The organism is Pseudoxanthomonas mexicana, assembly GCF_046736355.1.
Classification (GTDB): domain Bacteria; phylum Pseudomonadota; class Gammaproteobacteria; order Xanthomonadales; family Xanthomonadaceae; genus Pseudoxanthomonas_A; species Pseudoxanthomonas_A mexicana_B.
The window spans coordinates 3,436,230-3,462,980 of record NZ_CP157201.1 but is presented as its reverse complement, the minus strand read 5'-3'; the positions used below and the strand labels follow the sequence as shown (position 1 = coordinate 3,462,980).

At 67.2% G+C, this 26,751-nt stretch carries 22 protein-coding genes, 1 tRNA gene and 2 pseudogenes; 15 read left to right on the top strand and 10 right to left on the bottom strand.

Features of this window, described 5'->3' with window-relative positions; genetic code table 11:
• Window positions 1-168: 168 nt before the first annotated feature.
• The 5 genes from AAG688_RS15945 to AAG688_RS15925 all read left to right on the top strand — a co-directional run bounded on the left by AAG688_RS15945 (window position 169) and on the right by AAG688_RS15925 (window position 9,995).
• Window positions 169-492 (top strand): hypothetical protein, encoded by a 324-nt coding sequence (locus AAG688_RS15945; RefSeq protein ID WP_411833168.1) that lies wholly within the window; start codon window positions 169-171, stop codon window positions 490-492.
• A gap of 208 nt (window positions 493-700) precedes the next feature.
• Complete coding sequence (locus AAG688_RS15940; protein ID WP_411833167.1) at window positions 701-1,504, top strand: SIR2 family NAD-dependent protein deacylase; 804 nt, start codon at window positions 701-703, stop codon at window positions 1,502-1,504.
• A 522-nt stretch (window positions 1,505-2,026) separates the two neighbouring features.
• Window positions 2,027-5,257, top strand: coding sequence for a site-specific DNA-methyltransferase (locus tag AAG688_RS15935; RefSeq protein WP_411833166.1), 3,231 nt, complete (start codon window positions 2,027-2,029; stop codon window positions 5,255-5,257).
• Window positions 5,254-7,209 carry an RNA-binding domain-containing protein gene (locus AAG688_RS15930; protein WP_411833165.1) on the top strand — a complete coding sequence of 652 codons (1,956 nt, stop codon included), beginning with the start codon at window positions 5,254-5,256 and terminating at the stop codon, window positions 7,207-7,209. The genes AAG688_RS15935 and AAG688_RS15930 overlap by 4 nt, the downstream gene beginning before the upstream one ends.
• Window positions 7,206-9,995, top strand: coding sequence for a BPTD_3080 family restriction endonuclease (locus AAG688_RS15925; RefSeq protein WP_411833164.1), 2,790 nt, complete (start codon window positions 7,206-7,208; stop codon window positions 9,993-9,995). Before AAG688_RS15930 ends, AAG688_RS15925 begins: the two co-directional genes overlap by 4 nt.
• Before the next feature lie 158 nt (window positions 9,996-10,153).
• On the opposite strand, the gene AAG688_RS15920 is transcribed toward AAG688_RS15925, so the two are convergent.
• Both AAG688_RS15920 and AAG688_RS15915 read right to left on the bottom strand, forming a co-directional pair.
• Window positions 10,154-10,303 carry a hypothetical protein gene (locus tag AAG688_RS15920; protein ID WP_411833163.1) on the bottom strand — a complete coding sequence of 50 codons (150 nt, stop codon included), beginning with the start codon at window positions 10,301-10,303 and terminating at the stop codon, window positions 10,154-10,156.
• Window positions 10,304-10,629: 326 nt separating this feature from the next.
• Window positions 10,630-10,706, bottom strand: a tRNA-Met gene (locus AAG688_RS15915).
• A gap of 258 nt (window positions 10,707-10,964) precedes the next feature.
• On the opposite strand from AAG688_RS15915, the gene AAG688_RS15910 reads away from it, so the two are divergent.
• The 3 genes from AAG688_RS15910 to bfr all read left to right on the top strand — a co-directional run bounded on the left by AAG688_RS15910 (window position 10,965) and on the right by bfr (window position 12,467).
• Window positions 10,965-11,573 carry an RNA pyrophosphohydrolase gene (locus AAG688_RS15910; RefSeq protein ID WP_411833162.1) on the top strand — a complete coding sequence of 203 codons (609 nt, stop codon included), beginning with the start codon at window positions 10,965-10,967 and terminating at the stop codon, window positions 11,571-11,573.
• Window positions 11,574-11,638: 65 nt separating this feature from the next.
• Window positions 11,639-11,848: a bacterioferritin-associated ferredoxin gene (locus AAG688_RS15905; RefSeq protein WP_411833161.1), complete on the top strand. Its 210-nt coding sequence runs from the start codon at window positions 11,639-11,641 to the stop codon at window positions 11,846-11,848.
• A 148-nt stretch (window positions 11,849-11,996) separates the two neighbouring features.
• Complete coding sequence (gene bfr, locus AAG688_RS15900; protein WP_411833160.1) at window positions 11,997-12,467, top strand: bacterioferritin; 471 nt, start codon at window positions 11,997-11,999, stop codon at window positions 12,465-12,467.
• Here the strand turns inward: bfr and AAG688_RS15895 are convergent.
• The 4 genes from AAG688_RS15895 to AAG688_RS15880 all read right to left on the bottom strand — a co-directional run bounded on the left by AAG688_RS15895 (window position 12,440) and on the right by AAG688_RS15880 (window position 18,539).
• Entirely contained in the window at window positions 12,440-14,896 is a 2,457-nt protein-coding gene (locus AAG688_RS15895) for an ATP-binding protein (protein ID WP_411833159.1), read from the bottom strand. The two genes, bfr and AAG688_RS15895, sit on opposite strands and share 28 nt — an antisense overlap.
• Window positions 14,897-15,060: 164 nt before the next feature.
• The gene (locus AAG688_RS15890) at window positions 15,061-17,010 is read right to left on the bottom strand and encodes an EAL domain-containing protein (protein ID WP_411833158.1); all 1,950 of its coding nucleotides are present in this window, start codon (window positions 17,008-17,010) and stop codon (window positions 15,061-15,063) included.
• A 57-nt stretch (window positions 17,011-17,067) separates the two neighbouring features.
• Window positions 17,068-17,853: a response regulator gene (locus tag AAG688_RS15885; protein ID WP_411833157.1), complete on the bottom strand. Its 786-nt coding sequence runs from the start codon at window positions 17,851-17,853 to the stop codon at window positions 17,068-17,070.
• A gap of 59 nt (window positions 17,854-17,912) precedes the next feature.
• Window positions 17,913-18,539, bottom strand: coding sequence for a DUF4126 domain-containing protein (locus AAG688_RS15880; protein WP_411833156.1), 627 nt, complete (start codon window positions 18,537-18,539; stop codon window positions 17,913-17,915).
• An 85-nt stretch (window positions 18,540-18,624) separates the two neighbouring features.
• Between AAG688_RS15880 and AAG688_RS15875 the strand changes: the two genes are divergently transcribed.
• The 7 genes and pseudogenes from AAG688_RS15875 to AAG688_RS15845 all read left to right on the top strand — a co-directional run bounded on the left by AAG688_RS15875 (window position 18,625) and on the right by AAG688_RS15845 (window position 23,139).
• On the top strand, window positions 18,625-19,356 hold the full coding sequence (locus AAG688_RS15875; RefSeq protein WP_411833155.1) for a DUF6776 family protein: 732 nt from the start codon (window positions 18,625-18,627) through the stop codon (window positions 19,354-19,356).
• A gap of 1 nt (window position 19,357) precedes the next feature.
• On the top strand, window positions 19,358-19,768 hold the full coding sequence (locus tag AAG688_RS15870; RefSeq protein WP_411833154.1) for a bactofilin family protein: 411 nt from the start codon (window positions 19,358-19,360) through the stop codon (window positions 19,766-19,768).
• A gap of 351 nt (window positions 19,769-20,119) precedes the next feature.
• A pseudogene (locus AAG688_RS15865) lies at window positions 20,120-20,491 on the top strand (DUF6776 family protein); the annotation flags it as partial.
• Window positions 20,492-20,564: 73 nt separating this feature from the next.
• Window positions 20,565-20,675, top strand: a pseudogene (locus AAG688_RS15860) (DUF6776 family protein); the annotation flags it as partial.
• Window positions 20,676-20,861: 186 nt separating this feature from the next.
• Window positions 20,862-21,245, top strand: coding sequence for an iron-sulfur cluster insertion protein ErpA (gene erpA / locus AAG688_RS15855; protein ID WP_411833153.1), 384 nt, complete (start codon window positions 20,862-20,864; stop codon window positions 21,243-21,245).
• Window positions 21,246-21,252: 7 nt separating this feature from the next.
• The gene (nudC, locus tag AAG688_RS15850; protein ID WP_411833152.1) at window positions 21,253-22,173 is read left to right on the top strand and encodes an NAD(+) diphosphatase; all 921 of its coding nucleotides are present in this window, start codon (window positions 21,253-21,255) and stop codon (window positions 22,171-22,173) included.
• Window positions 22,174-22,242: 69 nt separating this feature from the next.
• Entirely contained in the window at window positions 22,243-23,139 is an 897-nt protein-coding gene (locus tag AAG688_RS15845; protein ID WP_411833151.1) for a hypothetical protein, read from the top strand.
• A gap of 361 nt (window positions 23,140-23,500) precedes the next feature.
• Here the strand turns inward: AAG688_RS15845 and AAG688_RS15840 are convergent, their stop codons facing one another.
• The 4 genes from AAG688_RS15840 to AAG688_RS15825 form a co-directional block, all read right to left on the bottom strand.
• Complete coding sequence (locus tag AAG688_RS15840) at window positions 23,501-23,911, bottom strand: DUF2752 domain-containing protein (protein WP_411833150.1); 411 nt, start codon at window positions 23,909-23,911, stop codon at window positions 23,501-23,503.
• Between the two features lie 9 nt (window positions 23,912-23,920).
• Window positions 23,921-24,244, bottom strand: coding sequence for a CD225/dispanin family protein (locus tag AAG688_RS15835; protein WP_411833149.1), 324 nt, complete (start codon window positions 24,242-24,244; stop codon window positions 23,921-23,923).
• Window positions 24,245-24,290: 46 nt separating this feature from the next.
• Window positions 24,291-24,587, bottom strand: a complete 297-nt coding sequence (locus AAG688_RS15830; protein WP_411833148.1) for a CD225/dispanin family protein — start codon at window positions 24,585-24,587, stop codon at window positions 24,291-24,293.
• Window positions 24,588-24,692: 105 nt separating this feature from the next.
• A complete protein-coding gene (locus AAG688_RS15825; RefSeq protein ID WP_411833147.1) occupies window positions 24,693-26,597 on the bottom strand; it encodes an MFS transporter in 1,905 nt (634 codons plus the stop codon).
• Between the last annotated feature and the right edge of the window lie 154 nt (window positions 26,598-26,751).

The following is a 26,751-nucleotide window of genomic DNA, read 5'->3' as shown; positions in this document are numbered from 1 at the left end:
CGACGAGGTGAGTGAGGATGATGGGGAAGTGCATGGCAAGAGCCATGCGGGTTCGATGATTTCCCTGCGCCTGCAGAAGGAACTGGATGCGATCTGCTGGATCCGGTTTTTGTCGGAGATTGCAATGATCCTGACTCCGGCAAGGCCGTGGCATGCGAATACGCCTTCATGCCCGAGCGAATCGAAAGGGAGCTTCAGCGCATGCCGATGCGGGAGCAGTTCGAAGATGTCCGCATGGAGGTAGTGCGGCAGGAGCTTCGCTTCGACAAGAACAGGAGGAGGTTCGACCGGATACTCGTCTCGGTTACCGCGCTGAAGACAGGGGATGCCGCCAAGCTCCGCGAGACGTTCCCCGAACAGGACTGGGAGGAGGACTACATGGCCGCGCGGGAAAAAGTCGCGTATGAGGCTATCAGCGAGTTCTGGTTCGACCTTGAATTCAATCCGTGGTGCGGTAGTGCGGAATCAACCAGTGGTGATGGCGAGAGCTAATCCCTATACAAGAATCAAAGGACAATCATGTTCTCTCTCACAATCTATGTATTTCTCCTGATAAACGGCCAGCCTGTATCGTCTCCGTCTGCGGTAGTCATCTACGGCATGACCAGCGAATCCCATTGCGCCAGGGTCACCATGCAACATGAAAAGAAATTCCAGAAAACCGGAGTCAATGTCCTCGTGAAAGGGGGGTGCACCAGGGATGAAGGCGGTGGTTGATCCTTATCGTCATTCGGTGCGCCCCGAAGACCTGGACCTGGCGGCATCCCTGCTGGCTGCCAGCAAGCGGCCTGCTGCGCTGACCGGCGCAGGCATGTCGGCCGAGAGTGGCCTGGCTACCTTCAGGGGCACCCACAGCAGCCTGTGGTCTCGGTGGGAGCCGGAGGAACTGGCCACGCCGAGGGCCTACCGGGAGGACAAGGAACTGGTCTGGGGCTGGTACATGTGGCGCATGGGCGCGGTCGCCCGGGCGCAGCCGAATGCCGGTCACAAGGCATTGGCAGTCATGAGCCGGCGCTGGCCGTATTTCGCGATCGTCACCCAGAACGTGGACAACCTGCATGAGCGGGCCGGGTCTACGCGGATCACGCACCTGCACGGCGGGCTGTTCGAGCATCGCTGCTTTGCCTGTGCCCGCCCACATCCCGAATTCGTGGTCCCGGCTGACGCGGCTGACGGCCCGCAACTGCGGTTGGCACCCCCACGCTGCCTCCACTGCGGTGGCTACATCCGCCCCGGCGTGGTCTGGTTCGGGGAGCAGATGCCGGAGGAACCTTGGAATCAGGCGACCGCCTGGCTTCGGGAGTGTGACCTGCTGCTGGTGATCGGCACCTCGGCGATGGTTCAGCCGGCAGCCTCACTGGTCGGATTTGCCCGGCAGCACGGAGCCAAGGTCGTACTGGTCAACCCGGAGGACACCGGGCACTCGAGCCTGGCGGACGTGCATCTGAAGGCCGGAGCTGCGGAGGCGCTACCATTGTTGCTGGATCGGCTGGATCGATCCTGAGCCGCTTACAGTGTCGGGGTCAGCGCCGCTTGACCCTCGTAGGGTGCATGTCGGGGTCGTTTGCTCTTCAAGTTCACCGGGGGCGAGCTCGGGGCAAGGGAAGCCAGGCAGCCTCCTGATTGACTCCATTTGGGCGAGCGGGACGCCAAGGATGGCTGAGAAACCCGCCAAGTTGATCAGCCGGACATACGTGCAATTTCTCCTGCGTGACATCACTGCTCGTGGTTGCTTCCTCGATAAGGCAGTGTGTGTTGTTGAGGGACGAACAAGCTCGCCTAACTCCGTCGTTATCGCGCTGAATTACGCTTCCAGGGCGTCCTGTTGACCGACTGGGGACGACTTTCGATGTCTGCCTGATCGACTCTGATGGCAAGGGGCTTAGGTACGATCAGCCCGGCATCGCCGCTTCTTGGTAGCCCTCGCAGCGTCTGTGAGACTGGCACCGGGAACGGCACCGATGAAGCAATGCGGTCGGACAGGTAAGATCGAGGTCTCGCGGGAAGAGACTAGGGGACCTCAGGAATGGCCAAGGCGTCGGCAGCGGACATCCGCGCAGCGATTCTCGACACGTTGCCGGAAGATGGCAGCACGATCGGCAATGGGCGCCTGAGGGAGCTGATCGCCGCCGGCCTGGGTGTCGAGGTCGATGAGGACGCCTACTTCTCCGTCCGTGACGCCCTGGTGCAAGCCGGGCAGGTCGGGACGGGCCGTGGGCGTGGCGGTTCCGTCCGGCGCGTGCTGGAGGCTGGGACGCCGCTCACTCTGGAGGCGCAGGCCGTGCCTGAAGAGGCGAAGGCCCCCAAGGTCAGGCAGGCCAAGGCCGGCAAGAAGGCCACCGGACGCCGGGGCGAGGACGCCTCGGCAAGCATCATTGCGTATCAGCACGCCGACAAGCGCCGCAACAACCCCGACGTGGGCGTGGTCACCCCCGAGACCGACCCCGACCAGCCGAAGACCACCTGGGCTTACGACCCGCATATCGATCCGGCGCTGCAGTTCGACATAGGCCGCGCCCAGATCGAAAAGCTGATCGACGACGCGCTGGCCAGCGGCGACGAGGCGGTGATGCGGGAGGCCCTGGAGCAGCTCAGGCGCCAGGCTGAGCCCTACCTCAACTGGACCGGCAAGGCCGAGCGCACCAGTTTCGACGTAGACACCGTCAGCCTGCACGTACACGAGCGCATCGACCCGGCCAGCGTCCTGGCCGTGGTGCGCAAGCGCCTGCGGAAGGAGAAGGGCGAGCACGGCGGCACTGGCGACATGTTCCGCGCCTGGTTTGAAGAACCGCTGCCATACCGGGAGGCGATCGAGTTCTACAAGCACGACCGCGGCTGGGCCAACCGCCTGGTGACCGGCGACTCGCTGCTGGTGATGAACAGCCTGGTGCAGAAGGAAGGCATGGCCGGGCAGGTGCAGATGATCTACATCGACCCGCCTTACGGTATCAAGTATGGGAGCAACTTCCAGCCTTTCGTCAACAAGCGCGACGTGAAGGATCGCAAGGACGAGGACCTGACCCAAGAACCGGAAATGATCAAGGCGTTCCGGGATACATGGGAGCTAGGCATCCACTCTTACTTGACGTACCTGCGAGATCGGCTGCTACTTGCGAAAGAGTTGCTGCACGAATCAGGAAGTATTTTTGTCCAGATCTCGGATGAGAATCTTCATCGTGTGAGAAACCTTCTTGATGATGTTTTCGGCGGCCAGAACTTCTCTTCCTTAATTGCCTACTCAACTACGGGTGGCTTCCCTTCGGCAACACTAAGCAGGAAGGGTGATTACGTGCTGTGGTACGCGAAAGACATTAGTAAAGTGAAGTATCGGCGCCAGTATCTCGAGAAAACGTTAGACGATGCCGTGCACGAGGACTACGATCAGGTTGAGCAGATTGACGGCAGCCGTCGAGCATTGGTTCGGGAGGAGAAGATGAATCCCTCGCTCCTGGCTGGCCAGGGGCGAGTCTTCACGGACGGTGATCCAACGTCGCAAGGTGAAGGTGCAGCTACCGTAAATTTCGACTATTTTGGAATTACCCTGCACCCTGGGAAGGGTAATCATTGGAAGGCGCCCGTACCTCACGGAATGCGACGATTGGCTAGGTCGCGCCGCTTCTACGTTACTCCGAAGTCGAAAATTCGCTATGTCAGGTACTTTGACGACTTTCCAGCTAAGCCTATAACCAACACTTGGTTTGACATTGCTGGCGCTGTTCAAGATCGAGCAGATCCGAAAGTCTATGTTGTTCAAACTAGCAACAAAATAGTTGAGCGCTGCTTGCTGCTGACGACAGACCCCGGCGACCTCGTGCTCGATCCCACCTGCGGCTCCGGCACCACTGCTTTTGTCGCTGAGAAGTGGGGACGCCGCTGGATCACTTGCGACACGTCGCGCGTTGCCATCACGCTTGCCAAGCAGCGGCTGATGACCGCCAGCTACGACTACTACGAACTGAAGTACCCGCACGAAGGCCTGCGCGGCGGCTTCATCTACAGGACGGTGCCGCACGTCACTCTTAAGTCGATCGCCAACAACCCGGACATCGATGACATCTATGAGCGAATGCACCCAGCGATCGATGCGGCGCTCGGAAGGCTCAACGCCGCGTTGAAGTCAGGCGGTGCACCCTTCAAGGCTGCCGAAGGTGCACGCAAAGGTACCACGCTGGACTTCGATAAAGGCGATGCGCTGCACGAGTGGGAGGTGCCCTTCGACTTCCCGGCCGACTGGAAGCCTGCTGTACGCGAATCCTTCGACGCCTTCCACGCCGCCCGTCAGACGATGCAGAAGAAGATGGACGAATCCATCGCCGCCCACGCCGACCAGGAAACCCTTTACGACCAGCCTGCTGTGTCGAAGGACAAGCTGCGCATCACCGGCCCCTTCACTGTCGAGGCGGTGCCGTTTCCCAGCGTGCTGTCGCTGGAAGAGAGCGAGCAGCCGCAGGAGGCTGACGCCAGCGTGGCGCGTTTGGGCGAGTCGCTGCGCCAGCACACCTGGCGCGACGAATTGCTGCGCACCGGCATCCGCGGCAAGGGCGGGCAGATGATCCACTTCGCCGATCTGGAGACGCTGCCCGACACGCGCCACCTCCACTGCATCGGCCACACCGAGGCCGGCGAGCGGGTGGTGGTCAGCTTCGGCCCCGAGCACGGAGCGCTGGAGCAGAAGCAGGTGGAGCTGGCCATGCGTGCGGCCGGCGACCTGTTCCCGCGTCCGAAGATGATCGTCTTCTGCGCCTTCACCTTCGACCCGGAGGCGGCCAAGGACATCGACGCCACCAAGGGCATCACTGCCCTCAAGGCGCAGATGAATACCGACCTGCTCACCGAAGACCTGAAGAAGAAGGCGCGCAGCAACCAGAGCTTCTGGCTGATGGGCCAGCCCGACGTGGAGTTGCGCCAGCGCAAGGACGGCCGCTACGAGGTGGAGGTCAACGGTTTCGACTACTTCAATACCACCACCGGCAAGCTGGAGTCTGGCGGCAAGAAGAACATCGCCGCCTGGAGTCTGGACACCGATTATGACGAGCGCAGCCTGTTCCCCCGCCAGGTCTTCTTCCCCATGGCCGGGGCCAAGGACGGCTGGAACAAGCTCCGCAGGACCATCCGCGCCGAGCTGGACGAGTCGCGGCTGGACAAGCTGCACGGTACGGTGAGCCTGCCGTTCGAGCCCGGTGACAACCGCAAGGTGGCGGTGAAGATCGTGGATGACAGAGGCATCGAGTCGCTGAAGGTGCTGGCAGTGCCATGAGCATCGGAACGCAGCAGTTGGACCTCTTCGATGACCTGTCGTACTACGAGGGGGCCGACGTCGAGTACAAGTCCGGTCGTGGGGGGCTCCCCTCCAGCCTTTGGGAAACGTACAGCGCGTTTGCCAACACCGCGGGAGGTACTTTGTGGCTGGGCATCTCCCAGGGCAGCGACGGGCAGTTGCGGTTTCAGGGATTGGAGAACCCGGAAAAGCTCAAGGGCGATATCCACAATCTGCTCAACAATCGGGAAAAGGTCAGCCGGAACCTGCTGACGGATGTGGACGTGGAGATCGTGCGTGTGCCTGATGATGGCAGGGCGCTGATCCGCATCCGCGTGCCGCAGGCCGGGCGTCGCGAGCGCCCAGTCTACGTGGGCAAGGATCCGTTCAACGGTACCTATCGCCGGGATTACGAAGGCGATTACAGGTGTACCGAGGATGAGGTCAGGCGCATGTTTGCCGACCAATCCGAAGAGCCTGTTGACAGTCGAATCCTTGAAGGGTTCGGGATGGAAGACATCCATCCGCAATCTTTGGCGCAGTTCCGGAACCGGTTTGCGTCTCTTGATCCCAGCAACCCATGGCTGGCGGAAGACGATCGAGGGTTGCTGGAGAAGCTTGGAGGGTGGCGGCGTGATCGCCGTTCCGGGAAGGAAGGCGTGACATTGGCAGGCCTGCTGATGTTCGGCCGTGAGGCTGCGATCCGTGACCCGGCAGCGGTGCCCGGCTTTCATCTGGACTATCGGGAGCACTTCTCCGACGACCCGGCCATTCGCTGGACGGACCGGCTCACGCCCGATGGACACTGGGAAGCGAACCTGTTCCAGTTCTACCAGCGGGTCATCGTCAAGCTCGGTGTCGGGCCGGGCATCAAGCAACCGTTTCAGCTGGATGCCGAAGGCTATCGACGAGCAACGACATCGGTTCATGAGGCCCTGCAGGAGGCTCTGGTCAATGCGTTGATCCATGCAGACCACTCCGGTCAGGGCGGGATTGTCATTGACCGCTACTTCGATCATCTTGAGTTTTCCAACCCCGGGACCTTGTTGCTGTCACGTGAGCAGTTGTCCACCGGCGGCATCAGCGAGTGTCGCAACAAGTCGTTGCAGCTCATGTTCCAGAAGCTGGGTGCCGGCGACAAGGCCGGCTCCGGATTGGACCGGATCCGTTCGAGCTGGTCGGCACAACACTGGCAATCGCCGCGCCTGCTGCAGACCTGGCGCCCGGATCGCGTGCAGCTCAGGCTGCCGATGATCAGCACCTTGCCTGAGGTGGCGATGGAAGCCCTGCGCGAACGTTTCGGTTCGACGCTTGATGGCTGCTCTGCCGATGAGATTCAGGCGCTGGTTGCGGCCGAGGTGGAGGGAGAGGTGAGCAATCAGCGATTGCAGGAGATGCTGTCGCTGCATCGGGTAGACATCACCCGGATGCTCAAGGATCTGGTGCAGAAGCGATTCCTGACAGCTGCGAACAAGGGGCGTTGGACGCGCTATTCCCTCGTCGAACCCGAGAGCGGGAAGGTCGGCGCCACTGGAGTGCCTCGGGATTCGGGCTCGATGACCCCAGATTCAGCCTCCAGCCCCCCGGATTCGGGGGCCAGCCCCCCGGATTCAGCCTCCAGCCCCCCGGATTCGGGGTCCAGCCCCCCGGATTCGGAGCATCTGGATCCAGCCCAGGATCCCAAGCTTCTGGGGATTGCAGGACCGGTCAGAAGGGGAGGGGCTGCGCCAAGGCAAGTGGTTCTCCGCACCATTCTGGCCCTCTGTGAGGGAAGGTTCTTGCGACTGCGAGATCTTTCGCAGTTGCTCAACCGGCGGCAGGAAACCCTACGCGACAGCTATGTCCGTGACATGGTGCGGGACGGCCTGCTGGAGCAGCGGTTTCCGGGCACCCCAAGCCATAAGGACCAGGCGTACAGGACGAAGGCTGAAACTCTGGGGGATGCGCGGTGAGTGGCCCCAAGTCCCTGATCATCAACTCGCCCTACCAGGAGCCGGGGCGCCACTGGCAGCAGGGCTCAGGTACCGCGTTGAACCTGGTTGAAGGCCGCCGCCCTGCGGCCTACGAGGTCTTCGACACCCGCAACAACACGAAGCGGGTGGAGGAGCTCAAGCTCGTCAACCGGATCCGCGAGCGAGTGCAAAAGTGGCGTGAGGCGGACTATCCGGGTGTGACCCAGGTGACCCGATCCCTGCTGGTGCATTGGCAGGATTCGACCGCCCGCATGCTGCCGTTCTACTTCTGCCAGATCGAAGCCATCGAGACGCTCATCTGGTGGGTCGAGGCCACGGCCGAGTTCAAGCAGGGCATCTTCCTTGAGGGTGATGGCGGCCCGTGGGAGCGCGTCTGCAACAAGATGGCCACCGGCAGCGGCAAGACCACGGTGATGGCGATGGTCATCACCTGGCAGGTGCTCAACGCCCTGGCCTATCCCAAGCGCAACAAGGACTTTTCCAGGGCGGTGTTCATCGTCGCCCCTGGACTGACCGTGCGTGAGCGCCTGCAGGTACTGCTGCCCGGCAATCCGACCAATGTCTACGACGAGTTCGGGCTGTGCCCTTCTGAAGCGCTGCGGCACAAGCTCAACCAGGCTGAGGTGCTGATCGAGAACTGGCACACGCTGATGCCGCTCAAGCAGCCCGACCGTTCCGTGGTCAGGAAGGGCGCGGAGAGCGACGAGGCGTTCACGCGTCGGGTGCTCGGCAAGTTGGCATCGTATCGGGACATCATCGTCATCAACGACGAGGCCCACCACGCCTACCGGAAACCGGCTGACGTCAAGATCAGCAAAAAGGATGCAGAAGAGCGGGGCATTGATCTGGAGGAGGCTACGCGCTGGATCGAGGGCCTCGATCGGCTGCATCGAACTCGCCGGATCATCCGCTGCTTCGATCTGTCGGCTACGCCGTTCGCGCCGACCGGCAAGACCAACACTGACGAGGGACTGTTTGGCTGGATCGTGTCCGACTTCGGATTGAACGATGCCATCGAAGGCGGGCTAGTCAAGACACCTCGCGTCGTGGTGCGCGACAGCGCGCTCCCCAATGCGAAGCTGCGCTCGAAGCTGTACCACCTCTACCGCGAATCGGAAGTCTCGGAAGATCTCAACCGCAAGGCGGCCAAGCCTGAGGATCCCCTTCCAAAACTGGTCCAGGATGCCTACACATTGCTGGGAGCCGATTGGCTGGAGGCCGCGAAGCAGTGGGAAGAGAGCGGGCACCCATCGCCGCCGGTGATGCTCACGGTCTGCAATCGAACCGAGACCGCCGCCCGCATCGAGCGCTACTTCACCAGCGGTGACGCCTTCTGGCCCGAGTTGCACGCCCCGGAGAAGACGCTGCGAGTCGACTCGAAGGTGCTGGAGAAGGCCGAGATCGGTGAGGCCGCGGCGGCTGACAAGGATTACGAGGCACGCCTGAAGGGGATCGTGGAGGCATCGGGCCTGCCGGAGGATCGCAGGGAGGCGCTCTTGGCGATGAAGAAGGAGGAGGTCCTCCGAGCCATCGTCGACAACGTGGGCAAGCGAGGTACCGCAGGACAGCGGCTGCAAAACGTCATCTCGGTCGCCATGCTGTCCGAGGGCTGGGACGCCAAGAACGTCACCCACATCATGGGCCTGCGCGCATTTACCAGCCAACTCCTGTGCGAGCAGGTGATCGGACGCGGCCTGCGCCGGGTCAGCTATGAGACCGATGAGAACGGGCTATTCCTGCCGGAGTACGTCAACGTCTTCGGCGTGCCACTGTCGATCTTCCAGGACGATGGCGAAGGCCCGACGCCTCCGCCTCCCAAGCCGAGCACGCAGATCGAGTCACTGTCGGAGCGCAACAGCCTGGAGATCCGCTGGCCCAACGTGCTGCGGGTGGATCCCGTGGTGAAGCCGGTGTTGGCCGTGCGCTGGCACGAGGTGCTGCCCTTGGAGCTCAAGCCCGAGGAGACGCCGATCTCCGCCGAGATCGCACCGGCCCTGGGCGGTGCGACGGACTGGAGCAAGATCCACGTCATCGACCTGGAGTTGCTTCCCGAGCAGTTCCGCCTGCAGCGACTGATCTTCCTGGCGGCGCGCAAGGCCTACGACCAGATGAAGGACAGCTTCAGTGGTGGTCGTGAGTACCTGGTCTACCAGCTGATCCGTCTGGTCGAGGAGTTCATCGACTCCGACCGGCTGGTGATTCCGAACCTGTTCCACCAGGAGCCGTTGCGGAAGCGGATCCTGCTGACGCTCAACGTCGATCGCATCGTCGAACACCTCCTGCGCTACGTGTATGAGCAGAACACCGAGAAGTTCGAGCTGATCTTCGACGAAGACATGCCGATCGGCTCAACCCGCTACATGCGCACTTGGTACACCACCAAGCCCAACGTGCCTACCGTGAGGTCACAGATCAGCCATGTGGTGGGCGACAGCAGCTGGGAGGGTTACGCCGCCAATGTTCTCGAGACGTCGAAGCACGTGGTGAGCTACGTCAAGAACGACCACCTCGGCTTCCAGGTCCACTACATGTGGAATGGTTCAAGGCGGCGCTTCCTTCCGGACTTCCTGATCCGGCTGGCTAACGGCAGGACCCTGGTGCTGGAGATCAAGGGCGTCGACGATGACCAGAGCCGCGCGAAACGTTCGGCGCTTGCTGTCTGGGTACAGGGAGTCAACCAGAGGGGAGGGTTCGGCGTCTGGGCGCATGCGGTGGCGTTCGCGCCCGGCCAAATTCCGGATCTGCTGGCGGAGGCTGTGAAGTAGCGTCTTCGCAAGACGGTGGCGCTTCGATCCGGAGAGAGAGAGCCCCTCTCTGACTGCTATGCGGCCGTTCTATTGCGAGGCATTGGCTGGGACCAGCTGTATTGCCTCAACCCCGTTCCGCGGCCGGGTCAGATTTCAAGGCGCAGCCTGGGTCGGTTCTAGGCGTGCGCGAACATCGCGAGTGCAGGATTCATCGAACAGATCAACGCCTGTAGTTTCCGAGAAACTGCGTGGATCGACAGGGCTGATGGCTTGGACCAATCCTTGATGATCGGCAGTCCGACGTTAATAGACGGCAGGCGCTGCATGGGCTTGTCCACGTAGAGCGTGTACACGCGCGGGGCGTCGAACGATTCTCAGCGTTGGCGACGTCATGCAAGGGACTTCGTGAGGCCATGGTTGTCCATAGGCCTGATTTGAGTGTTGGGGTCGTTTTCGCGAGATCGCCCGCGCTTGTGACACTTGGACCTGTCACAGAACCTGTCACAGGCCATTTCGGCGACTTTTGGGGAGGGCTTGCGGCGGCCCTTCAGAAGTGACCTCCAATCTGGATGTGACAGTCGAACTGTCACAAAAAAAGCCCGCGTCGGAAGCGGGCTTTCATCACCTAACGCATTGATTTTTTAGGAAAATCTGGTGGCTATGGGTGGAATCGAACCACCGACCTCGGGATTATGAGTCTCGCGCTCTAACCGTCTGAGCTACATAGCCAAGTTTTGAGATTCTACAGATGTGACTCTGACATTATGAGTGCCGTGCTCTAACCGGCTGAGCTACGTAGCCAGAATTCCAGATTGTCATGGCCGGGTAAGCGCAAGGGCGTGCCCGGGCGGCCATGCTGCGGCCGCGCAACCTGAACCGCGTATTCTTCCCATCCGGCTTGCACGTGTCAATCCCGGCCTGGCGGGTTGTCGGCCGTGCCGTCGCGTGGCACATTCGCAGCCAGTTGATTTTCATGGAGTCCGCATCGTGATCGATCCGGACGGCTACCGACCCAACGTAGGCATCGTGCTGATGAGCCCGGACGGCCGGGTGTTCTGGGCGCGCCGGGTGCGCCGGGATGGCTGGCAGTTCCCGCAGGGCGGGATGAACACCGACGAGACGCCGGTCGAGGCCATGTACCGCGAGCTGCGCGAGGAAACCGGGCTGCTGCCCGAGCACGTCGAGGTGCTGGGCACGACCCCCGGCTGGCTGCGCTACCGCCTGCCGCACCGGGCCATCCGCCGCAACGAGCGCCAAGTCTGCATCGGCCAGAAGCAGGTGTGGTTCCTGCTGCGGCTGGTCGGCGACGAGGGCCATGTGCGGCTCGACGCCAGCGAATCGCCCGAGTTCGACCACTGGCGCTGGGTGGATTTCTGGTACCCGCTCGAGCACGTGGTGCTGTTCAAGCGCGGGGTCTACGCGCGCGCGCTGGATCACCTGTCCCAGTACGCCCGCCGGGTGGCCGGGGCGCAGGCGGTGCCGCCGGTGGACCTGCGCCTGGGCGAGCCGGGCCGCTCCCGCCAGCGCCCGCGCAAGCGTGGCCCGTTCAGGTCGCGGCAGGGCGCCCCGGGGCAGGGCGAACCTTCCAAGAATTGACAATCATTCTCATTCGCGGTGGAATAGGCACGGGCCGCTCCGGCCTTCAGCCAGGTTCCACCGCCGTGTACGTCTGCATCTGCAACGGGATTACCGAACGCCAGATCCGCGAAGCCGCCGAGGGCGGTTGCCGCAGCATGGCCGAATTGACGATGCGCACCGGCTGCGGCTCCAGCTGCGGCAGCTGCATGGACACGGCCAGCGCGATGATCGATCGCGTGCACGGTGAGCGCGCCGCACTGCCGCCGCTGCTGGATCTGTCCCGCGCGGCCTGATCCCCGCCTGCCATCCCGGCCGGGCGCGCCGCCTCCTCCCCGGCGATGACGCCGTCCGGGCGATCCGGAAGATGTACACGATTCGCGTTCCGTCAGCGGCGGGGCGAAAAACGCTAGGCTCTGGCCCTCCCGTCAACCGGAGCCGGCCATGAAAGGCGACGCCAAGGTCATCGAATTCCTCAACAAGGCGCTCTACAACGAGCTGACCGCCATCAACCAGTATTTCCTGCACGCCAAGATGCTGCGGAACTGGGGACTGAAGGAACTGGCCGAACACGAGTACAAGGAATCCATCGGCGAGATGAAGCACGCGGACAAGCTGTCCGAGCGCATCTTGTTCCTCGATGGGCTGCCCAACTTCCAGGCGCTGGGCAAGCTGCGCATCGGCGAGAACCCGCGCGAACTGCTCGAGTGCGACCTGGCGCTGGAGCACGACGGCGTGCCGCTGCTGCGCGAGGCCATCGAGCACTGCGAGAAGGTCGGCGACTACGTCAGCCGCCAGCTGTTCGCCGACATCCTGGAAGAGGAAGAGGAGCACATCGACTGGCTGGAGACCCAGCTGTCGCTGATCGATCGCATCGGCGAGCCGAACTACCTGCTGACGAAGCTGGAAGACTGACCTTCGGCGAGCATCGTGCCCAGCGGCTGCCCGAGCTGCTGGGCGGCATAGCCCTGCAGCGCCATCCGCGCGCGCGCGTACTCGGCGATCACCAGCGCCACCGCCACCGCCGGCCGGTCCAGCTTCATCGCCCGCGCACCCAGTTCGACCCGCTTGGCCGCCGCCGACAGCGCCATCGCGCCGACGTTGGCGCTGGACGACTTCAGCGTGTGCGCGGCGTCGCGCATCGCTTCCAGATCGGGCAGGCTCGCGCTCTTCTCCAGCGTGGCGATGAGCTTGGGCGCGTCTTCCAGGAACAGGGCGATGATGCGGGTGGTCTCGCTGCCGGCGATCTCGCGCAGTTCCTCCAGCATGCTCTGGTCCAGCACCGGCGCGGCCGGCACCGTGGTCGAATGTTCGGCTGACATCGGCGTGGGCACCGGGTTCTCGTCGGTGGGTGGAGGTGCCGCGGCAGGCGCGCCGCGCAGCACGAGGCGGGTCTTGTCCGGCAGCCAGCGCTGCAGGCAGCTTTCCAGCTGCTCGCGCGCGACCGGCTTGGCGAGGTAGTCGTCCATGCCGGCGTCCAGGCAGCGCTGGCGATCCCCGGCCATCGCGTTGGCGGTCATCGCGATGATCGGCAGGCGCCGGGTCGCGCCGCTGGCGGCTTCGTGCTCGCGCCAGCGGCGGGTGGCGGCATAGCCGTCCAGCACCGGCATCTGGCAGTCCATGAACACCAGATCGAAGGGTTCGGCGCTCATCCGCTTCAGCGCCAGGTCGCCGTTGGGCTCGGTCTGGCAGGCATGGCCGAGCGCGGCCAGCAGCTTCTCGGCGACCAGCAGGTTGACCGGGTTGTCCTCGACCAGCAGCAGGCGGACGCCCTCGGCGGGGGGCGGTTCGGCCGCCGGCGCGAGGGGCGAGGGCGCGGGGCGGGCGGGCGAGAACAGCACGGCCGGCTGCGGCGGCGGCGGCAGGTGCTCAGGCGGTGGGAACAGTTCGATGGTCGCCGGCGCGGCGACGGTGTCATCGGCCGCCGGCGTGTCCAGCAGCGCCGCGCGCAGGTCGGCGTCGGGCGCCTGCCGCGGCAGCAGGGTGCTGCCGGCCTGCAGTTCGGCCGGCACCGCCTCGTCGTTGTAGAGCCAGATCAGGCGGATGGACTCGGGATCGCTGCGCCGCGCCAGCGCCCGGTGCAGGGCGCGCGCGGTGCTGCGGATGCCGGAGATGTCGGCCAGCACCGCCATGTAGTCGCTGCCGGGATGGGTGCTGCCGGCGCGCAGGCGGTCCAGCGCTTCCTGGGTGGTCTCCACCGTGGTGATGCGCATGCCCCAGTTGGACAGCAGCAGGGTGATGCGCTGGCGCAGGCGCGCATCGGGACTGATCAGTAGCACGCGGCCCTGGTCCGGACCGCCGCCGCCGCTCGGGCGCAGGTCGCCGACGACCTTCATCAGCGGCACCTCGAACCAGAACGTGGAGCCGTGATCGAGCTGCGAGACCACGTCGATGCGCCCGCCCATCAGGTCGACGATGCGCTTGCAGATGACCAGGCCCAGCCCGGTGCCGCCGTACAGTCGCGTGGTCGAGGCGTCGGCCTGGCTGAACGAGCGGAACAGCCGCGCGCGTGTGGCCTCGTCGATGCCGATGCCGGTGTCGCGCACCTCGAAGCGCAGCAGGTGCTGGGCGGCGGTTTCGCCGAGGCGGCGCACCGCCACGGTGATCGAGCCGCGCTCGGTGAACTTGATCGCGTTGCCGATCAGGTTGGTCAGCACCTGCCGCAGCCGCACCGGATCGCCGCGCACCGGCAGCCGCACCGCCGGATCCAGCTGCAGGCTCAGCCGCAGGCCCTTGTTCTCGGCCGGGCGGTGCATCAGCTGCAGCACGCCGTCCAGCAGCTCGCGCAGGTTGAAGCCGGTGATCTCCAGCTCGAGCTTGTTGGCCTCCAGCTTGGAGTAGTCGAGGATGTCGTCGACGATGCGCAGCAGCTGGTGCGAGGAGGCGCTGGCGGTCTTGAGCATCTCGCGGTGGTCCGGCGCCAGCGGCGCGCGCGCGAGCATCTCCAGCATCGGCACGATGCCGTTGAGCGGGGTGCGGATCTCGTGGCTCATCGTGGCCAGGAACTCGCCCTTGGCCATCGCCGCCGACTCGGCCGCCTGCTTGGCCTGCAGCAGCTGCTGTTCGAGCTGGTTGTGGCGTTGCAGTTCGCGGCGCAGGGTGTCGCGCTCGGATTCGGCCATCGTCGCGCGGGCGTGCAGGCCGGACAGGCGCTGCCACAGCGTGCGCAGCCGCAGTCCGGACAGGATCGCCAGCAGCGCGCCCAGCGCGCCCAGCGCGATCGCCACGGTCAGCCAGGGACCGGGATGGCCCAGCAGCGCAGGCAGCAGCGCGGCCACGGTCGCCAGCGCGGCGGCCAGCGCCAGCCAGGGCAGGATCGGTGCGCGCTCGTGCAAGACGGGCATGTCAGGCCGATCCGCCCGTGCCGTCGTCGGCGCGGCGGTCCACCCGGCCGGTCCCGTCGGTGCGGGACAGCCCGGGGTTCATCGCATCAATGGTCGGCATCACTCTCCCCCTGCTGCAAGCCGATACGCATCCTGCGCGACGCACCGGTCACGCGCGGCGCCGGTTACAGCACCGCGTTGTGGAAATCGAACCCCAGCTCGCTGCCCACGGCCTGGACCAGGTTGCCCTGGATGAAGTCCACGCCGCCCATCCACATCGCGGCGGCCGCCTGCGGATCCTCGATCTGCTGGCCGATGACCTGCAGGCCGAGCCGGTGCGCGTGGTCGATGACCGCGCGCAGCTCGTCGCGCAGGGCCGGGTCGGCATGCGCGCTGGCATAGCGGCTGGCCACGCGCAGGAAGCCCAGCGGCAACTGGGTCAGCAGCGCGTCGGCCTCGGCGCCGGGCTCGAACTGGCTCAGGCAGAACTGCACGCCGGCCGGCATCAGCTGGTGGCAGAAGTCGCGCAGGGTGACGGTGTGGATCAGCGCGTCGGCCAGGCGCAGGTCGATGACCAGCGAGGTGCCCTCGATGCCGCGCGCGGCCAGCGTCTCCAGCAGCCATTGCGCGTGGGTCTCGCGCGCCAGCGTGCGCGGCGACTGCGACACGAACAGGCGCAGCGACGGCCCCTGCGCCTGCCGCTCGGCCAGTACGTAGAGGGCGTGTTCCAGCACCCAGTGGTCGATCTGGGCGATGCCGCCGGCCAGTTCGGCCGCCGGGATCACCTGAGAGGCCGGTAGCAGCGAGCCGTCCGGCTGGCGCAGCCGCAGCAGCACCTGGTACTGCGCCTGGTCGCTGCCGGTGACCGCGACGATCGGCTGGTAGGCGAGCTCGAACTGGCCGTCCTCCAGCGCGATGCGCGGGGCGTCGTCCTGCGGCTGGGCCGGCTCGTAGGCGGCCAGGCTGCTGGGCTTCAGGCGCGCCTGCAGCACCGCGCGCTCGGTCGCCTCCAGCGCGCTGCCGGCGTCGGCGAAACCGAGCGACAGCGGCGTGTAGCCGATCGAGGCGCGCAGGTTGAGCGGGTCGTGGCCGCTGATCTCGAAGGCGCTGCGGGTCAGGCCGTCGCGCAGTCCCTGCGCGTGGGCCTCCAGCGCATTCTCGTCCAGGCCGCGCGCCAGCGCCAGGAAGCTGTTGTCGTTGAGCCGCGCCAGCGGGTACGGCGCGGCGATCTGCGCCAGCTGGCGGCCGGCCTGGTGCATCAGCTGCTCGAAGCTGGCGTAGCCGAAGCGCTCGCGCAGGCTCAGCGCGCTGGCGATCTCGATGAAGAACAGGCCGCCGACGGCCTGCTTCTGGATGGCGTCGTTCAGGTCCTGCAGCAGGAAGGCGCGCGTGGGCAGGCCGGTCTCGGTGTTGACCGCGTGCCCCTGCGCGGCCGCCGGCAGCACCCGCATGCGCGCGCGGCGGATGCGGTTGGAGACCGCGGCGATCAGGTGGCGCGGGCGGATCGGCTTGTTGAGGAAATCGTCGGCGCCGCTTTCCAGCACCTCGAACTGGCGCTCCGGATCCGGGTCGCCGGTCAGGAACACGATCGGCAGGTGCAGGTACTCGGGCTGCTGGCGGATCAGCATGGTCAGGGTCATGCCGTCCTTGCCGGGCATGTGCAGGTCCATCAGCACCAGGTCGGGCCTGAAGCGGGCGATGGCCTCGACCACGCCGTCGGACTGCATCTGCACCTCGGCCTGCATGCCGGCGCCGTGCAGCACGCTCTGGGCGAACAGCGCCTGGCCGCGGTCGTCCTCAACGATCAGGATGCGGTAGGGGCTCTGGTCGTCCTGCGGGCCGCCGTCGGCGCCCTCGCCGGTGCCGGTCGGGCCGGCGGGTGCGGCGGCGGGGCCGGGTGGAGCGCCAGCCGCGCCGGCGGTGCTGGCTGCAACGGAAGCGGTGATGGGGGCGGTGGACACGGGTTCGGGCGTGGGGGGCGGGGGGGACAAGGCTGCCTGCGCGGGCGTGGCTTCGACGTCAACGACGGCATCGCCGGTCCAGCGCCGCCAGTAGTGGGGCGGCGGCGTTTCATGGCGTCCACGCGGACGCGCGCGATCGTCCGGCTGGCGGGAGGTGGCATCAGTGGCGGGCATCTGTCTTCCCCCTGGCTTGGATCCATTATGTGACGAAGTGCAGGGAAATGAGCGGTTCTAGCCGCCTGGCGGGTTGGCCGGGTCCGTGCCGGAGCGTCCCTGCAGGCCCGGCGGAGGGGTGATTTCGACGAAGAAGCGGCCGCCGACGGCCTGTTGCTGGAACGCCTCGGTCAGGTCCTGCAGCAGGAAGACGCGGGCCGGCAGGCCGGTCCCGGCGCCGCCGGCCGCCGGCCCCTGCGCCGCCGCCGGCGGCACCCGCATGCGCGCGCGGCGGATGCGGTTGGAGACCGCGGCGATCAGGTGGCGCGGGCGGATCGGCTTGCTGAGGAAGTCGTCGGCGCCGCTTTCCAGCACCTCGAACTGGCGCTCCGGATCCGGGTCGCCGGTCAGGAACACGATCGGCAGGTGCAGGTACTCGGGCCGCTGGCGGATCAGCGTGGTCAGGGTCATGCCGTCCTTGCCGGGCATGTGCAGGTCCATCAGCACCAGGTCGGGCCTGAAGCGGGCGATGGCCTCGATCACCCCGTCGGACTGCATGTGCACCTCGGCCTGCATGCCGGCGCCGTGCAGCACGCTCTGGGCGAACAGTACCTGGCAGCGGTCGTCCTCGACGATCAGGATGCGGTAGGGGGTCTGGTCGCCCTGCAGGCCGTCGTCGAGTCCTGCGCTTGCGGCGGCCGGGACGGCGGGCGCGGCGGCAGGGTGGGCGGCGGCGCCGGCCGCGGTGGCAACGGTGGCGTTGCCGGTTCCGAGCCGCCGGTAACGGGGCGGCGGCGTCTTGAAGCGTGCGCGCGGACGCACGCGAGCACCCGGCTGGCGGGAGGTGGCATCTGTGGCGGGCATCGTTCTTTCCCCTTGGATGGGATCCATTATGCGGCCAAGGCCGGGGAAATGAACGGGTTTCATCCGCGCGGCCGGGCTGCCGGGCCCGTGGCCGGCGATGGGGAACCGCCGCGCCAGAGGCTGCGGAAGCCGCGCCAGAGCATGCGCCAGGTCCACCACACCAGCAGTGCCAGCAGCAGCGTGCCGCCGACGACCACGGCCAGCGCGATCCACGGATGGCTGAAGGCCAGCGCCAGTCCGCCCAGCACCACGGTGTCCTCGGCGGCCGAGGCGCCCCAGTTGCTGACCGGCTCGGGCGAGGTGTTGAGCAATGCGCGCGAGCCGCTCTTGAGGACATGGCTGGTCAGCGCGATGCCGGCGCTGGCCGCCAGCGCGCCGCCGCCGAGCTGGCCGTCGGGGGACAGCGTGGCGGCGGCCAGGAAGGCGCCGGCCGGCACCCGCGCCAGCGTCTGCAGCAAGTCCCACACCGAGTCCACGCCGGGGATCTTGTCGGCGAAGAACTCGGCCAGCGCCAGCGCGCCGGAAGTGCCCAACACCCACCAGGACTGGGTGACCTGCAGCGCCGGCGGCAGGTCCAGCCAGCCCAGCGCGCCGGCCAGGCCCAGCCCGAACACGGTCAGGTAGACGCGGATGCCGGCCATCCATGCCAACAGGATCCCAATTACGAAAAGATGCGCTTCGGACATGCCGGCGATTCCCTATAGACTCAGCGGTCCCCCTGCCTGTTGCCGAGTATAGGCGCGCCCGCGTCCGCGGGCCGTCATCCGCGAGATGCCCGTCCCCGTGCCGCCCCGCTACCGCATCGTTCCCGACCGGCCGTCGCGGCGGGGACTGTGGATCGCCTTCGCCGTGGCGGTGTGGGCGGCCAGCGTGGCCGGCGCGTGGCAACTGGCCACCTGGCGCGCGGCGCCGGGCATGGCCGCGCTGGAGCAGAGGCTCAGGCAGGCCCAGGCCGCGCTGGCCGGCGAGCGCGCCCGCGCCGAGGGACTGGGCCAGCGCGAGGCCACGCTGGCGGTGTCCGAGCGCATCAGCCGCTCGGCCAACGGCGAGCTGCAGGCGACCCTGGCCGAGCGCGACGAGGAAATCGCCGGCCTGCGCGCCGACGTCGCCTTCTACGAGCGGCTGGTCGGGGCGACCGGCCAGCGCAAGGGCCTGAGCGTGCACCAGGCCGAGTTCATCCCCGACGCCGGCGGCGCCTGGCAGTACCAGATCATGCTGACCCAGAGCCTCAACCGCGGCGCCATCAGCCAGGGACAGATGCGCTTCGCGGTCGAGGGCGTGCGCGCCGGCAAGCTGGCGACGATCGGCTGGGACGAGTTGCGGCAGAAGCCGCAGGCGGGCGGCCAGCCGTATTCGTTCCGCTACTTCCAGCAACTGGACGGCAGCGTCATGCTGCCGGCCGGCTTCACCCCGCAGCGCGTCAAGGTCCAGCTCGCGGGCGAGGACACGGCCGTGGAACAGGCCTTCGATTGGAAACTCGCCACCACCGGCGGAGGAAAATGAGATGTTCAAGAACAAGCCCGTGCGTCCCGACGCGCAGTCCATCGACACGCTGATTGGCGCCCAGGTCACCATCCGCGGCGACATCGTCTTCAGCGGCGGCCTGTACGTGGAAGGGCGCATCCTCGGCAAGGTGATCGCCGAGGACGGCGCCAAGGCCACGCTGACCCTGGCCGAGCAAGGCAGCATCGAGGGCGAGGTGCGCGCGCCGGTGGTGATCCTCAACGGCCGCCTGACCGGCGACGTGCATGCCACCGAGCGCATCGAGCTGGCCGCCAACGCGCGCGTGCAGGGCAACCTGCACTACCAGGTCGTGGAGATGAGCGCCGGCGCGCAGCTGACCGGCCGGCTGGTGCATGCCGACGCGGCCGCCGCCACCACCGCCGAGGTGCTGCGCGAACTGGCCGAGGCCTGAGGCGGGCCGCAGGCGGGAATATCCGCCCGGCGCTTGCGCGCCGCGTGGCGCAGGGGCCATCCCGCCATCGCCGGGAGGAGGGTGGCATGGCGGGTCCGGGGCGTTCACTCCCCCGGGCTCGGTGTAACGGGGGGCTTACCAGGGCCGCTTCCCGCATCCGGGCGCGGCGAGCCGAGCAAGCTCGGCTCTACAAGCCTTGTTGTTGTAGAGCCGGGCTTGCTCGGCTCCGGCCTGCCGGTGGCCCCCCACCTTGCCTGGCAGCGGCACAGACGCGCTTACTGGGCTGGTGGCCCTGGACGGCCCGCCGCGTCGTTCAGAGCCAACTGGGCCGGCGCGCGCTAGGATGCCGCGATGACCCCGTCCGCGCCTCCCGCACCCGCCGGCCAGCCTTGGCTGCTCGCCCTGGCGGTGGTGTTCGTGCTGGCGCTGGGCTTCGGCGGCTGGGGCCTGTGGCGGGTGCTGGCCGCGCCTGGCGACGCGCCCAGCGCGGCGCAGCTGGCCGAGCGGCAGGCGCGCATCGACAGCCTGGAACAACAGGTGGCCACGCTGTCGCGCTCGGACCAGATCAGCCGCGACGCCAACCAGGACCTGCAGAACGCGCTGGCCGAGCGCGACGAGGAAATCGCCGGCCTGCGCGCCGACGTCGCCTTCTACGAGCGCTTCGTCGGCGCCACCGCGCAGCGCCGCGGGCTGGCGGTGCACGAGCTGCGCCTGCAGCCGCAGACCGGACTGGCCTGGCATTTCACCGCCACCCTGACCCAGAACCTCAACCGCGGCGCGGTCAACGCCTGGCCGGCTGCAGGTCTCGGTCGAAGGCACCCGCAATGGCCGCCTGCAACGCCTAGGCTGGCCCGAGCTGCGCCAGCAGGACGATGCGCCGGGCCTGCCGTACTCGTTCAAGTATTTCCAGCAGGTCGAAGGCGATCTGCTGCTGCCGGAGGGCTTCCAGCCGCTGCGCGTGTCGGTGCGGCTGGTGCCGCAGGGCGGCGCGGCGGTCGAGCAGTCGTTCACCTGGGCATCCACGCTGGCGCGCGAGCCGGGCGGCGAAGCTACCGGCTTGAAGTAACCCCCCGCAGCCCCCATCCTTGCGCCCATGTCTACCGTCGTCCCGCTTCCCGGCGCTTCCGCGCCCGACTACCAGTCGCTGGATCGCCCGCTCGATTTCAGCGCCGCGGCCGCGGCCAAGGTGCGCGAGCTGATCCGGGAGGAAGGCAACCAGGACCTGGCGCTGCGCGTCTACATCCAGGGCGGCGGCTGCTCCGGCTTCCAGTACGGCTTCGAGTTCGACGAGAACCGCGCCGAGGACGATCTGGCGGTCGATACCGACGGCGTCACCCTGCTGGTGGATCCGCTCAGCCTGCAATACCTGATGGGCGCGCAGGTCGACTACAGCGAGAGCCTGCAGGGCGCGCAGTTCGTCATCCGCAATCCCAACGCCAGGACCACCTGCGGCTGCGGCAGCAGTTTCTCGATCTGATCGCGCTGTGGATGCCGGCGCGCGCGACGATGCCGATGCCCTGAGCGGCCATGCCTTCGCCGGCGATCCGCTCGACCGCGCCGATCACCTGCGCGACGACGCCGACGCGCTGGCGCGCCTGTGGCCGCGCGCGCGCATCCTGCTGATCGATGCCGAGGGCCGCGCCGGCGCCGACGCCGAAGGACGGCCGCAGGCGCCGAGCGGCGCCGAAGTGGGCGGCGGGCCGGGCACGGCGATCTTCCTCGGGCTGCGCGGCGACACCGCCTGGTTCGCGGTGCCGGCGCAGAACGTGGCGGCGCAGCCGCCGCGCTTCGTCGACCTGCGCAGCGCGGCGGCGGCCTGGCCCGACGCCGAGGCCGGCACCTTCGCGCTGGCGCGCGCGCTGTTGCACTGGCAGTCGCGCACCCGCTACTGCGGCGTGTGCGCCGGCGCGATCGAGTTCCGCCGCGCCGGCTACCTAGGCCATTGCACGCGCTGCGGCGCCGAGCAGTACCCGCGCGTGGATCCGGCGGTGATCATGGCGGTGAGCGACGGCTCGCGGCTGCTGCTGGGGCGGCAGCCGGGCTGGCCGCCGCGGCGCTATTCGGTGATCGCCGGCTTCGTCGAACCGGGCGAGACGCTGGAGCAGACCGTCGCGCGCGAGGTGCTGGAGGAGACCGGCGTGCGGGTGCGCCGCAGCCGCTACCTGGCCGCGCAGCCGTGGCCGTTCCCCGGTGCGCTGATGCTCGGCTTCGCCGCCGAGGCCGAACCGGACGAGCCGCGCGTGGACGGCATCGAGCTGGAGGACGCGCGCTGGTTCGACGCCGGGGAGATCGGCCGCGCGCTGCAGCGCACCCAGGACGACGACGGCCAGGGCATCCTGCTGTCGCCGCGCATCTCGATTGCCCGCTCGCTGATTGAATACTGGCACGCACGGCAGCGGCGCTGACGGCGCGCCGGGCATCCGTCACGCCCGGGCCGTCGAACGCGGCTAGAATCCCGGCAGGGAGGGCGACTCATGTTCGTGACGCTGGTGGCGGTGGTGGTGGCGCTGGTGCTGGGCCATGTCGCGCCGATGTTCGTGCGCGCGCTGCGGCGGTACGACTGGTACGCCGCGTGGCTGCAGGGCCTGTCCGCGCGGTTCGCCGACGGGGAAGGCTTCTGGCGCGGGCGCTACGGCATCGCGCTGGCGCTGGTGCCGCTGCTGCTGCCGGTGGCGCTGCTGCAATGGCTGCTCGACGCGCCGCTGCTGGGCTTGCTGGGGCTGCTGTTCGGCATCGCGGCGCTGGTCTACGCGTGGGGGCCGCGCGATCTCGACGTCGACGTCGAGGCGATCATCGACGCCCACGACCCGCAGGCCCGCCAGCAGGCGATCGCGGCGCTGTGGCCCGAGGGCGGCGTGCCGCGCGCCGATGGGCCAGCGCTGGTGGAGGCGGTATTCCACGGGGCGCTGCGGCGCTGGTTCGGCGTGCTGTTCTGGTTCCTGCTGCTGGGGCAGGCCGGCGCGCTGCTGTACCGGCTGGCGGTGCTGTCGTGCGAAGGCGGGTTCTCGCGCTGGCTGCCGCCGCGCACGCTGGAAGGCGCGCTGCGCCTGCGCGATGCGCTGGAATGGCCGGTGGCGCAGCTGATGACCGGCTCGATGGCGCTGGTGGGCAATTTCGACACCGTGTTCGCCGCCTGGCGCGCGGCCGGCGGCGCGACCTGGCGGTTGTCGATCGCCTTCCTCGGCCAGGCCGCGCGCGCCAGCGTGCGCTGCGAGCTGGAGGAAGAGGCCGAGGACTACGTCAGCGCCGGCCTGGTGCCGGTGATGCGCAGCCTGCCGGAACTGCGCGATGCGATGAGCCTGGTCTGGCGCATCCTGCTGCTGTGGCTGGCGGTGCTGGCGCTGTTCGTGATCGCCGGCTGGGTGAGCTGAGGCGCGGCGCGGGCCTGTCCCATGCAGCCGGGCAAGCTTGGCGCTACGCGCGAGCTTCCGTAGAGCGGAGCTTGCTCCGCTGCTTCGACCGCACATCGCGCGTTGCGCGGCCGGGTAGAGAAAGCAGCCGAGCAAGCTCGGCTCTACAACGGCAGGCCCGGTGATACCTCGCGACCATCCTGTAGAGCGGAGCTTGCTCCGCTGCTCCGGCTTGCCGCCGGGTTCGGCTTTTACGTTGGCGCAAGCAGGGTGAAGGGAAACCACGGCAGGTTGCGGGCCACCCGCGCCGCGGGATGAAGAATGCGCCTGTGGAATCGAGCGCGCCGCCGCGCGTCATCGTACTTGCCGCCGAGTTCGGCTTTTACGTTGGCGCAAGCAGGGTGAAGGGAAACCACGGCAGGTTGCGGGCCACCCAGTAGGCCGGCAACAGAAACAGCCACAGCTTCGGCTCGCCGATGACCCACATCAGCGGTTGCAGGCGACGCGGCTGCCAGCCCTGCGCCTGCGCGGCCAGCAGCGGCATCATCGGCAGCGCCAGCATCGCCAGCGGGTTCATCGCGAAGGCGCCGATGATGTCGCCATGCACCAGTGCGTGCAGCGCGCGGGTCAGCCCGCAGCCGATGCAGAACCAGCCGGTGAAGGCGCGGAACATGCACGGAGGGTAGAAACTGTCGGCGGCGTTGGGATCGAAATTCCACAACAGCCATACGCCGGCGGGGACCGCGATTGCGATCCCCGCCCACAATGCGACCTGCGAAAGCCGGAAGATCATTGCTGCGCGTTACTGGTACTGCTGCAGCATTTCCATATAGCCGGCGCTGCCGACCATCGTGAAGTACACGATGTTGATCACCAGGCCCAGGATCGCCAGTACCGTGGCCACCCAGCACCAGGTCTTGGCGTTGGCCGAGGCACGGCGCGCGCCTTCGACGTCGCCCTGGTTGAGCTTGCTGTTGACCTGCGAGGAGAACACGATTGCCACGATGCCGATCAGGCCCAGCGGGCAGCACAGGCAGGTCGCCAGCACGGTCGAGATGATGGACCACGCGAGATGGTTGGGGATCGGTCCGTGTACGGCGTTCGGCAGAGGAGGGGTGGCGCTCATCTTGTTCTCCATGAGGGTGGTGGTGCAGGAGCGGTGCATCGCTAGTTTAGCCGCCCAGCGCGCCGATCATCCCCAGCACCAAAATGAAAAGCAGGTACAGGGACAATGGGACGATGGCGATGGCGGCCGACAGGATCGCCCAGAAGCGCGCCTTGTCCGAAGCGTCCAGCGCACCGGCAATGTCGCCCATCGCGCGCCTGCCGTCCACCTGCGCGGCGTAGACGATCGAGACGATGCCCAGCGGCAGGCAGCAGAACAGCGTGGTCAGGATCGCCCAGACCAGGTGGCTGGGAACGTACGGGACCGGGGGCAGGGAGGGAGGCAGGGGCGGGACGGCGCTCATGTCGTTCCAGGCAGCAGGGCGGGCGGCGCGCGGTCGGGCGCACCGAGGGTCTCGTCTGGCGTTTCCCCGCCGCCAGCCTAACCGGGATGGCGGCCTTCATGAAGCTCACGCTTCGTCGCCGCGCAAGGCGCGCACCCGTGCCTCCAGCGTGGCGGCATCGACCGCGCTGCCGTCCAGCGGCGCGGCGGCGGCCACGCCGACGCGGGCGCGGAACCGTCGCGGCACCCGCATCCTTCCCAGCCGCCCGCCCGCCGCCGACACGCTGCGCCGGCTCCACATGCTGGCCCACATGCCGCGCAGCGCCATCGGCACCACCGGCACCGGGCGGCGCGCGAGGATCTTCTCCACGCCGGACTTGAACGGGGCGATGTCGCCGTCGCGGGTCAGCGCGCCTTCCGGGAAGATGCAGACCAGCTCGCCCTCGGCCAGCGCCGCATCGATGGCGTCGAAGGCGCGCTGCATCAGCGCCGCGTCCTCCTTCGGGCTGGCGATGGGGATGGCCTTGGCGGTGCGGAAGATCCAGCGCATCACCGGGATGTTGAAGATGCGGTAGTACATGACGAAGCGCACCGGCCGCGGAATCGTGGCCGCCAGGATCAGCGCGTCCATGTAGCTGACGTGGTTGCAGACGATCAGTGCCGCGCCCTCGTCGGGGACGTGCTTCTCGATGCCGTGCAGCTCCAGCCGGTACAGCGTGCGCACCAGCAGCCAGCTGAGGAAGCGCATCAGGAACTCGGGCACGATGGTGAAGATCCAGATCGCCACCAGCGCGTTGGCGATGGCCAGCGCCAGGAACACCTGCGGGATGCTCCAGCCCAGCAGCCGCTGCAGGGCGATGCCGATGCCGGCCGCGGCGACGATGAAAGCCGCGTTCTGGATGTTCATGCCGGCGATCACGCGCGACAGCTCGGCCTTGGGGGTGCGGCTCTGGATCAGCGCGAACAGCGGCACCACGAAGAAGCCGGTGAACAGGCCGATGCCGGTCAGGTCGAGCATGATGCGCGCGCTGCCGGCCAGGCCGACGAAGTCGCGCACCGACACGCCGGCCGCCAGCGCCGCGCCCGGGCGGGCGAAGTACAGGTCCAGCATGAACGCGCTGACGCCGAATGCGCCCAGCGGCACCAGCCCGATCTCCACCGTGCGGCCGGACAGCTTCTCGCACAGCAGCGAGCCGGCGCCGACGCCGATCGAGAACAGCGCCAGCGCGAAGATGTACAACTCCTGCGCGCCACCCAGGTTGACCTCGGCGTAGGTCGGCAGTTGCGCGGTCAGCACGGTGCCGACGAACCAGAACCACGACACGCCGAGGATGGCGTTGCGCACCGCGACCTGCTTGCGGGTGAGCTTCCAGATGGCCAGCGATTCGGGCAGCGGGTTCCAGTTGATGCGCAGGTCCGGCGCGCCGGCCTCCACCGGCGGGATCCGCCGCGCGACCAGGTTGCCGGCCACCGCCAGCAGCACGATCGCGGTGGCCGCCACCACCGGCCCCTGGTTGCCGGCCAGCGCGAAGATCAGGCCGCCGAAGATCATTCCGCACAGGATCGAGATCGAAGTGCCCATCTCGACCAGGCCGTTGCCGCCGGTCAGTTCCTCCGGCTTCAGCACCGAGGGCAGGATTGAATACTTGACCGGCCCGAACAGCGTCGATTGCAGGCCGGTGCAGAACAGCGCCACCAGCAGCACGATCATGTTCTGGGTCAGGAAGCCGATCGCGGCCAGCGACATGATCGCGATTTCCATCGCGGTGGTGATGCGGATGAGCCTGGACTTCTCCAGCTTCTCGGCGATCTGGCCGGCGGTGGCCGAGAACAGGAAGTACGGCAGGATGAACAGCGCCGGCGCCAGGTTGGTGTACAGGCTGCGCTCCTCGGGGCTGACGCCCATGAAGAACAGCAGCGCGATGATGGCCTGCCGGTAGACGTTGTCGTTGAACGCGCCCAGCGCCTGCACGGCGAAATAGGGGAGGAAGCGGCGCTGCCGCAGCAAGGCGAACTGGCTGTATTCGGACATGCGTCCTCCGGTAGGTCCGGCGAAGCCTAGCAAACCGGAAGGACGGCGCGTTGCGCTGGCGCAACGCCGCGGCCCCAGGCCCGTTGCTACAGTGCACCTGCCTGTCCCCGGGAGTCCCAGGGCGATGCTCGCCCGGAGGTTCCTGGCCGATGGC

Coding starts and splice junctions, on each gene's coding strand:
- AAG688_RS15945 (WP_411833168.1), top strand. CDS start 169: ATGCCCGAGCGAATCGAAAGGGAGCTTCAGCGCATGCCGATGCGGGAG.
- AAG688_RS15940 (WP_411833167.1), top strand. CDS start 701: ATGAAGGCGGTGGTTGATCCTTATCGTCATTCGGTGCGCCCCGAAGAC.
- AAG688_RS15935 (WP_411833166.1), top strand. CDS start 2,027: ATGGCCAAGGCGTCGGCAGCGGACATCCGCGCAGCGATTCTCGACACG.
- AAG688_RS15930 (WP_411833165.1), top strand. CDS start 5,254: ATGAGCATCGGAACGCAGCAGTTGGACCTCTTCGATGACCTGTCGTAC.
- AAG688_RS15920 (WP_411833163.1), bottom strand. CDS start 10,303: ATGCAGCGCCTGCCGTCTATTAACGTCGGACTGCCGATCATCAAGGAT.
- bfr (WP_411833160.1), top strand. CDS start 11,997: ATGAAAGGCGACGCCAAGGTCATCGAATTCCTCAACAAGGCGCTCTAC.
- AAG688_RS15895 (WP_411833159.1), bottom strand. CDS start 14,896: ATGCCCGTCTTGCACGAGCGCGCACCGATCCTGCCCTGGCTGGCGCTG.
- AAG688_RS15890 (WP_411833158.1), bottom strand. CDS start 17,010: ATGCCCGCCACTGATGCCACCTCCCGCCAGCCGGACGATCGCGCGCGT.
- AAG688_RS15885 (WP_411833157.1), bottom strand. CDS start 17,853: ATGCCCGCCACAGATGCCACCTCCCGCCAGCCGGGTGCTCGCGTGCGT.
- AAG688_RS15880 (WP_411833156.1), bottom strand. CDS start 18,539: ATGTCCGAAGCGCATCTTTTCGTAATTGGGATCCTGTTGGCATGGATG.
- AAG688_RS15875 (WP_411833155.1), top strand. CDS start 18,625: ATGCCCGTCCCCGTGCCGCCCCGCTACCGCATCGTTCCCGACCGGCCG.
- AAG688_RS15870 (WP_411833154.1), top strand. CDS start 19,358: ATGTTCAAGAACAAGCCCGTGCGTCCCGACGCGCAGTCCATCGACACG.
- erpA (WP_411833153.1), top strand. CDS start 20,862: ATGTCTACCGTCGTCCCGCTTCCCGGCGCTTCCGCGCCCGACTACCAG.
- AAG688_RS15845 (WP_411833151.1), top strand. CDS start 22,243: ATGTTCGTGACGCTGGTGGCGGTGGTGGTGGCGCTGGTGCTGGGCCAT.
- AAG688_RS15840 (WP_411833150.1), bottom strand. CDS start 23,911: ATGATCTTCCGGCTTTCGCAGGTCGCATTGTGGGCGGGGATCGCAATC.
- AAG688_RS15835 (WP_411833149.1), bottom strand. CDS start 24,244: ATGAGCGCCACCCCTCCTCTGCCGAACGCCGTACACGGACCGATCCCC.
- AAG688_RS15830 (WP_411833148.1), bottom strand. CDS start 24,587: ATGAGCGCCGTCCCGCCCCTGCCTCCCTCCCTGCCCCCGGTCCCGTAC.
- AAG688_RS15825 (WP_411833147.1), bottom strand. CDS start 26,597: ATGTCCGAATACAGCCAGTTCGCCTTGCTGCGGCAGCGCCGCTTCCTC.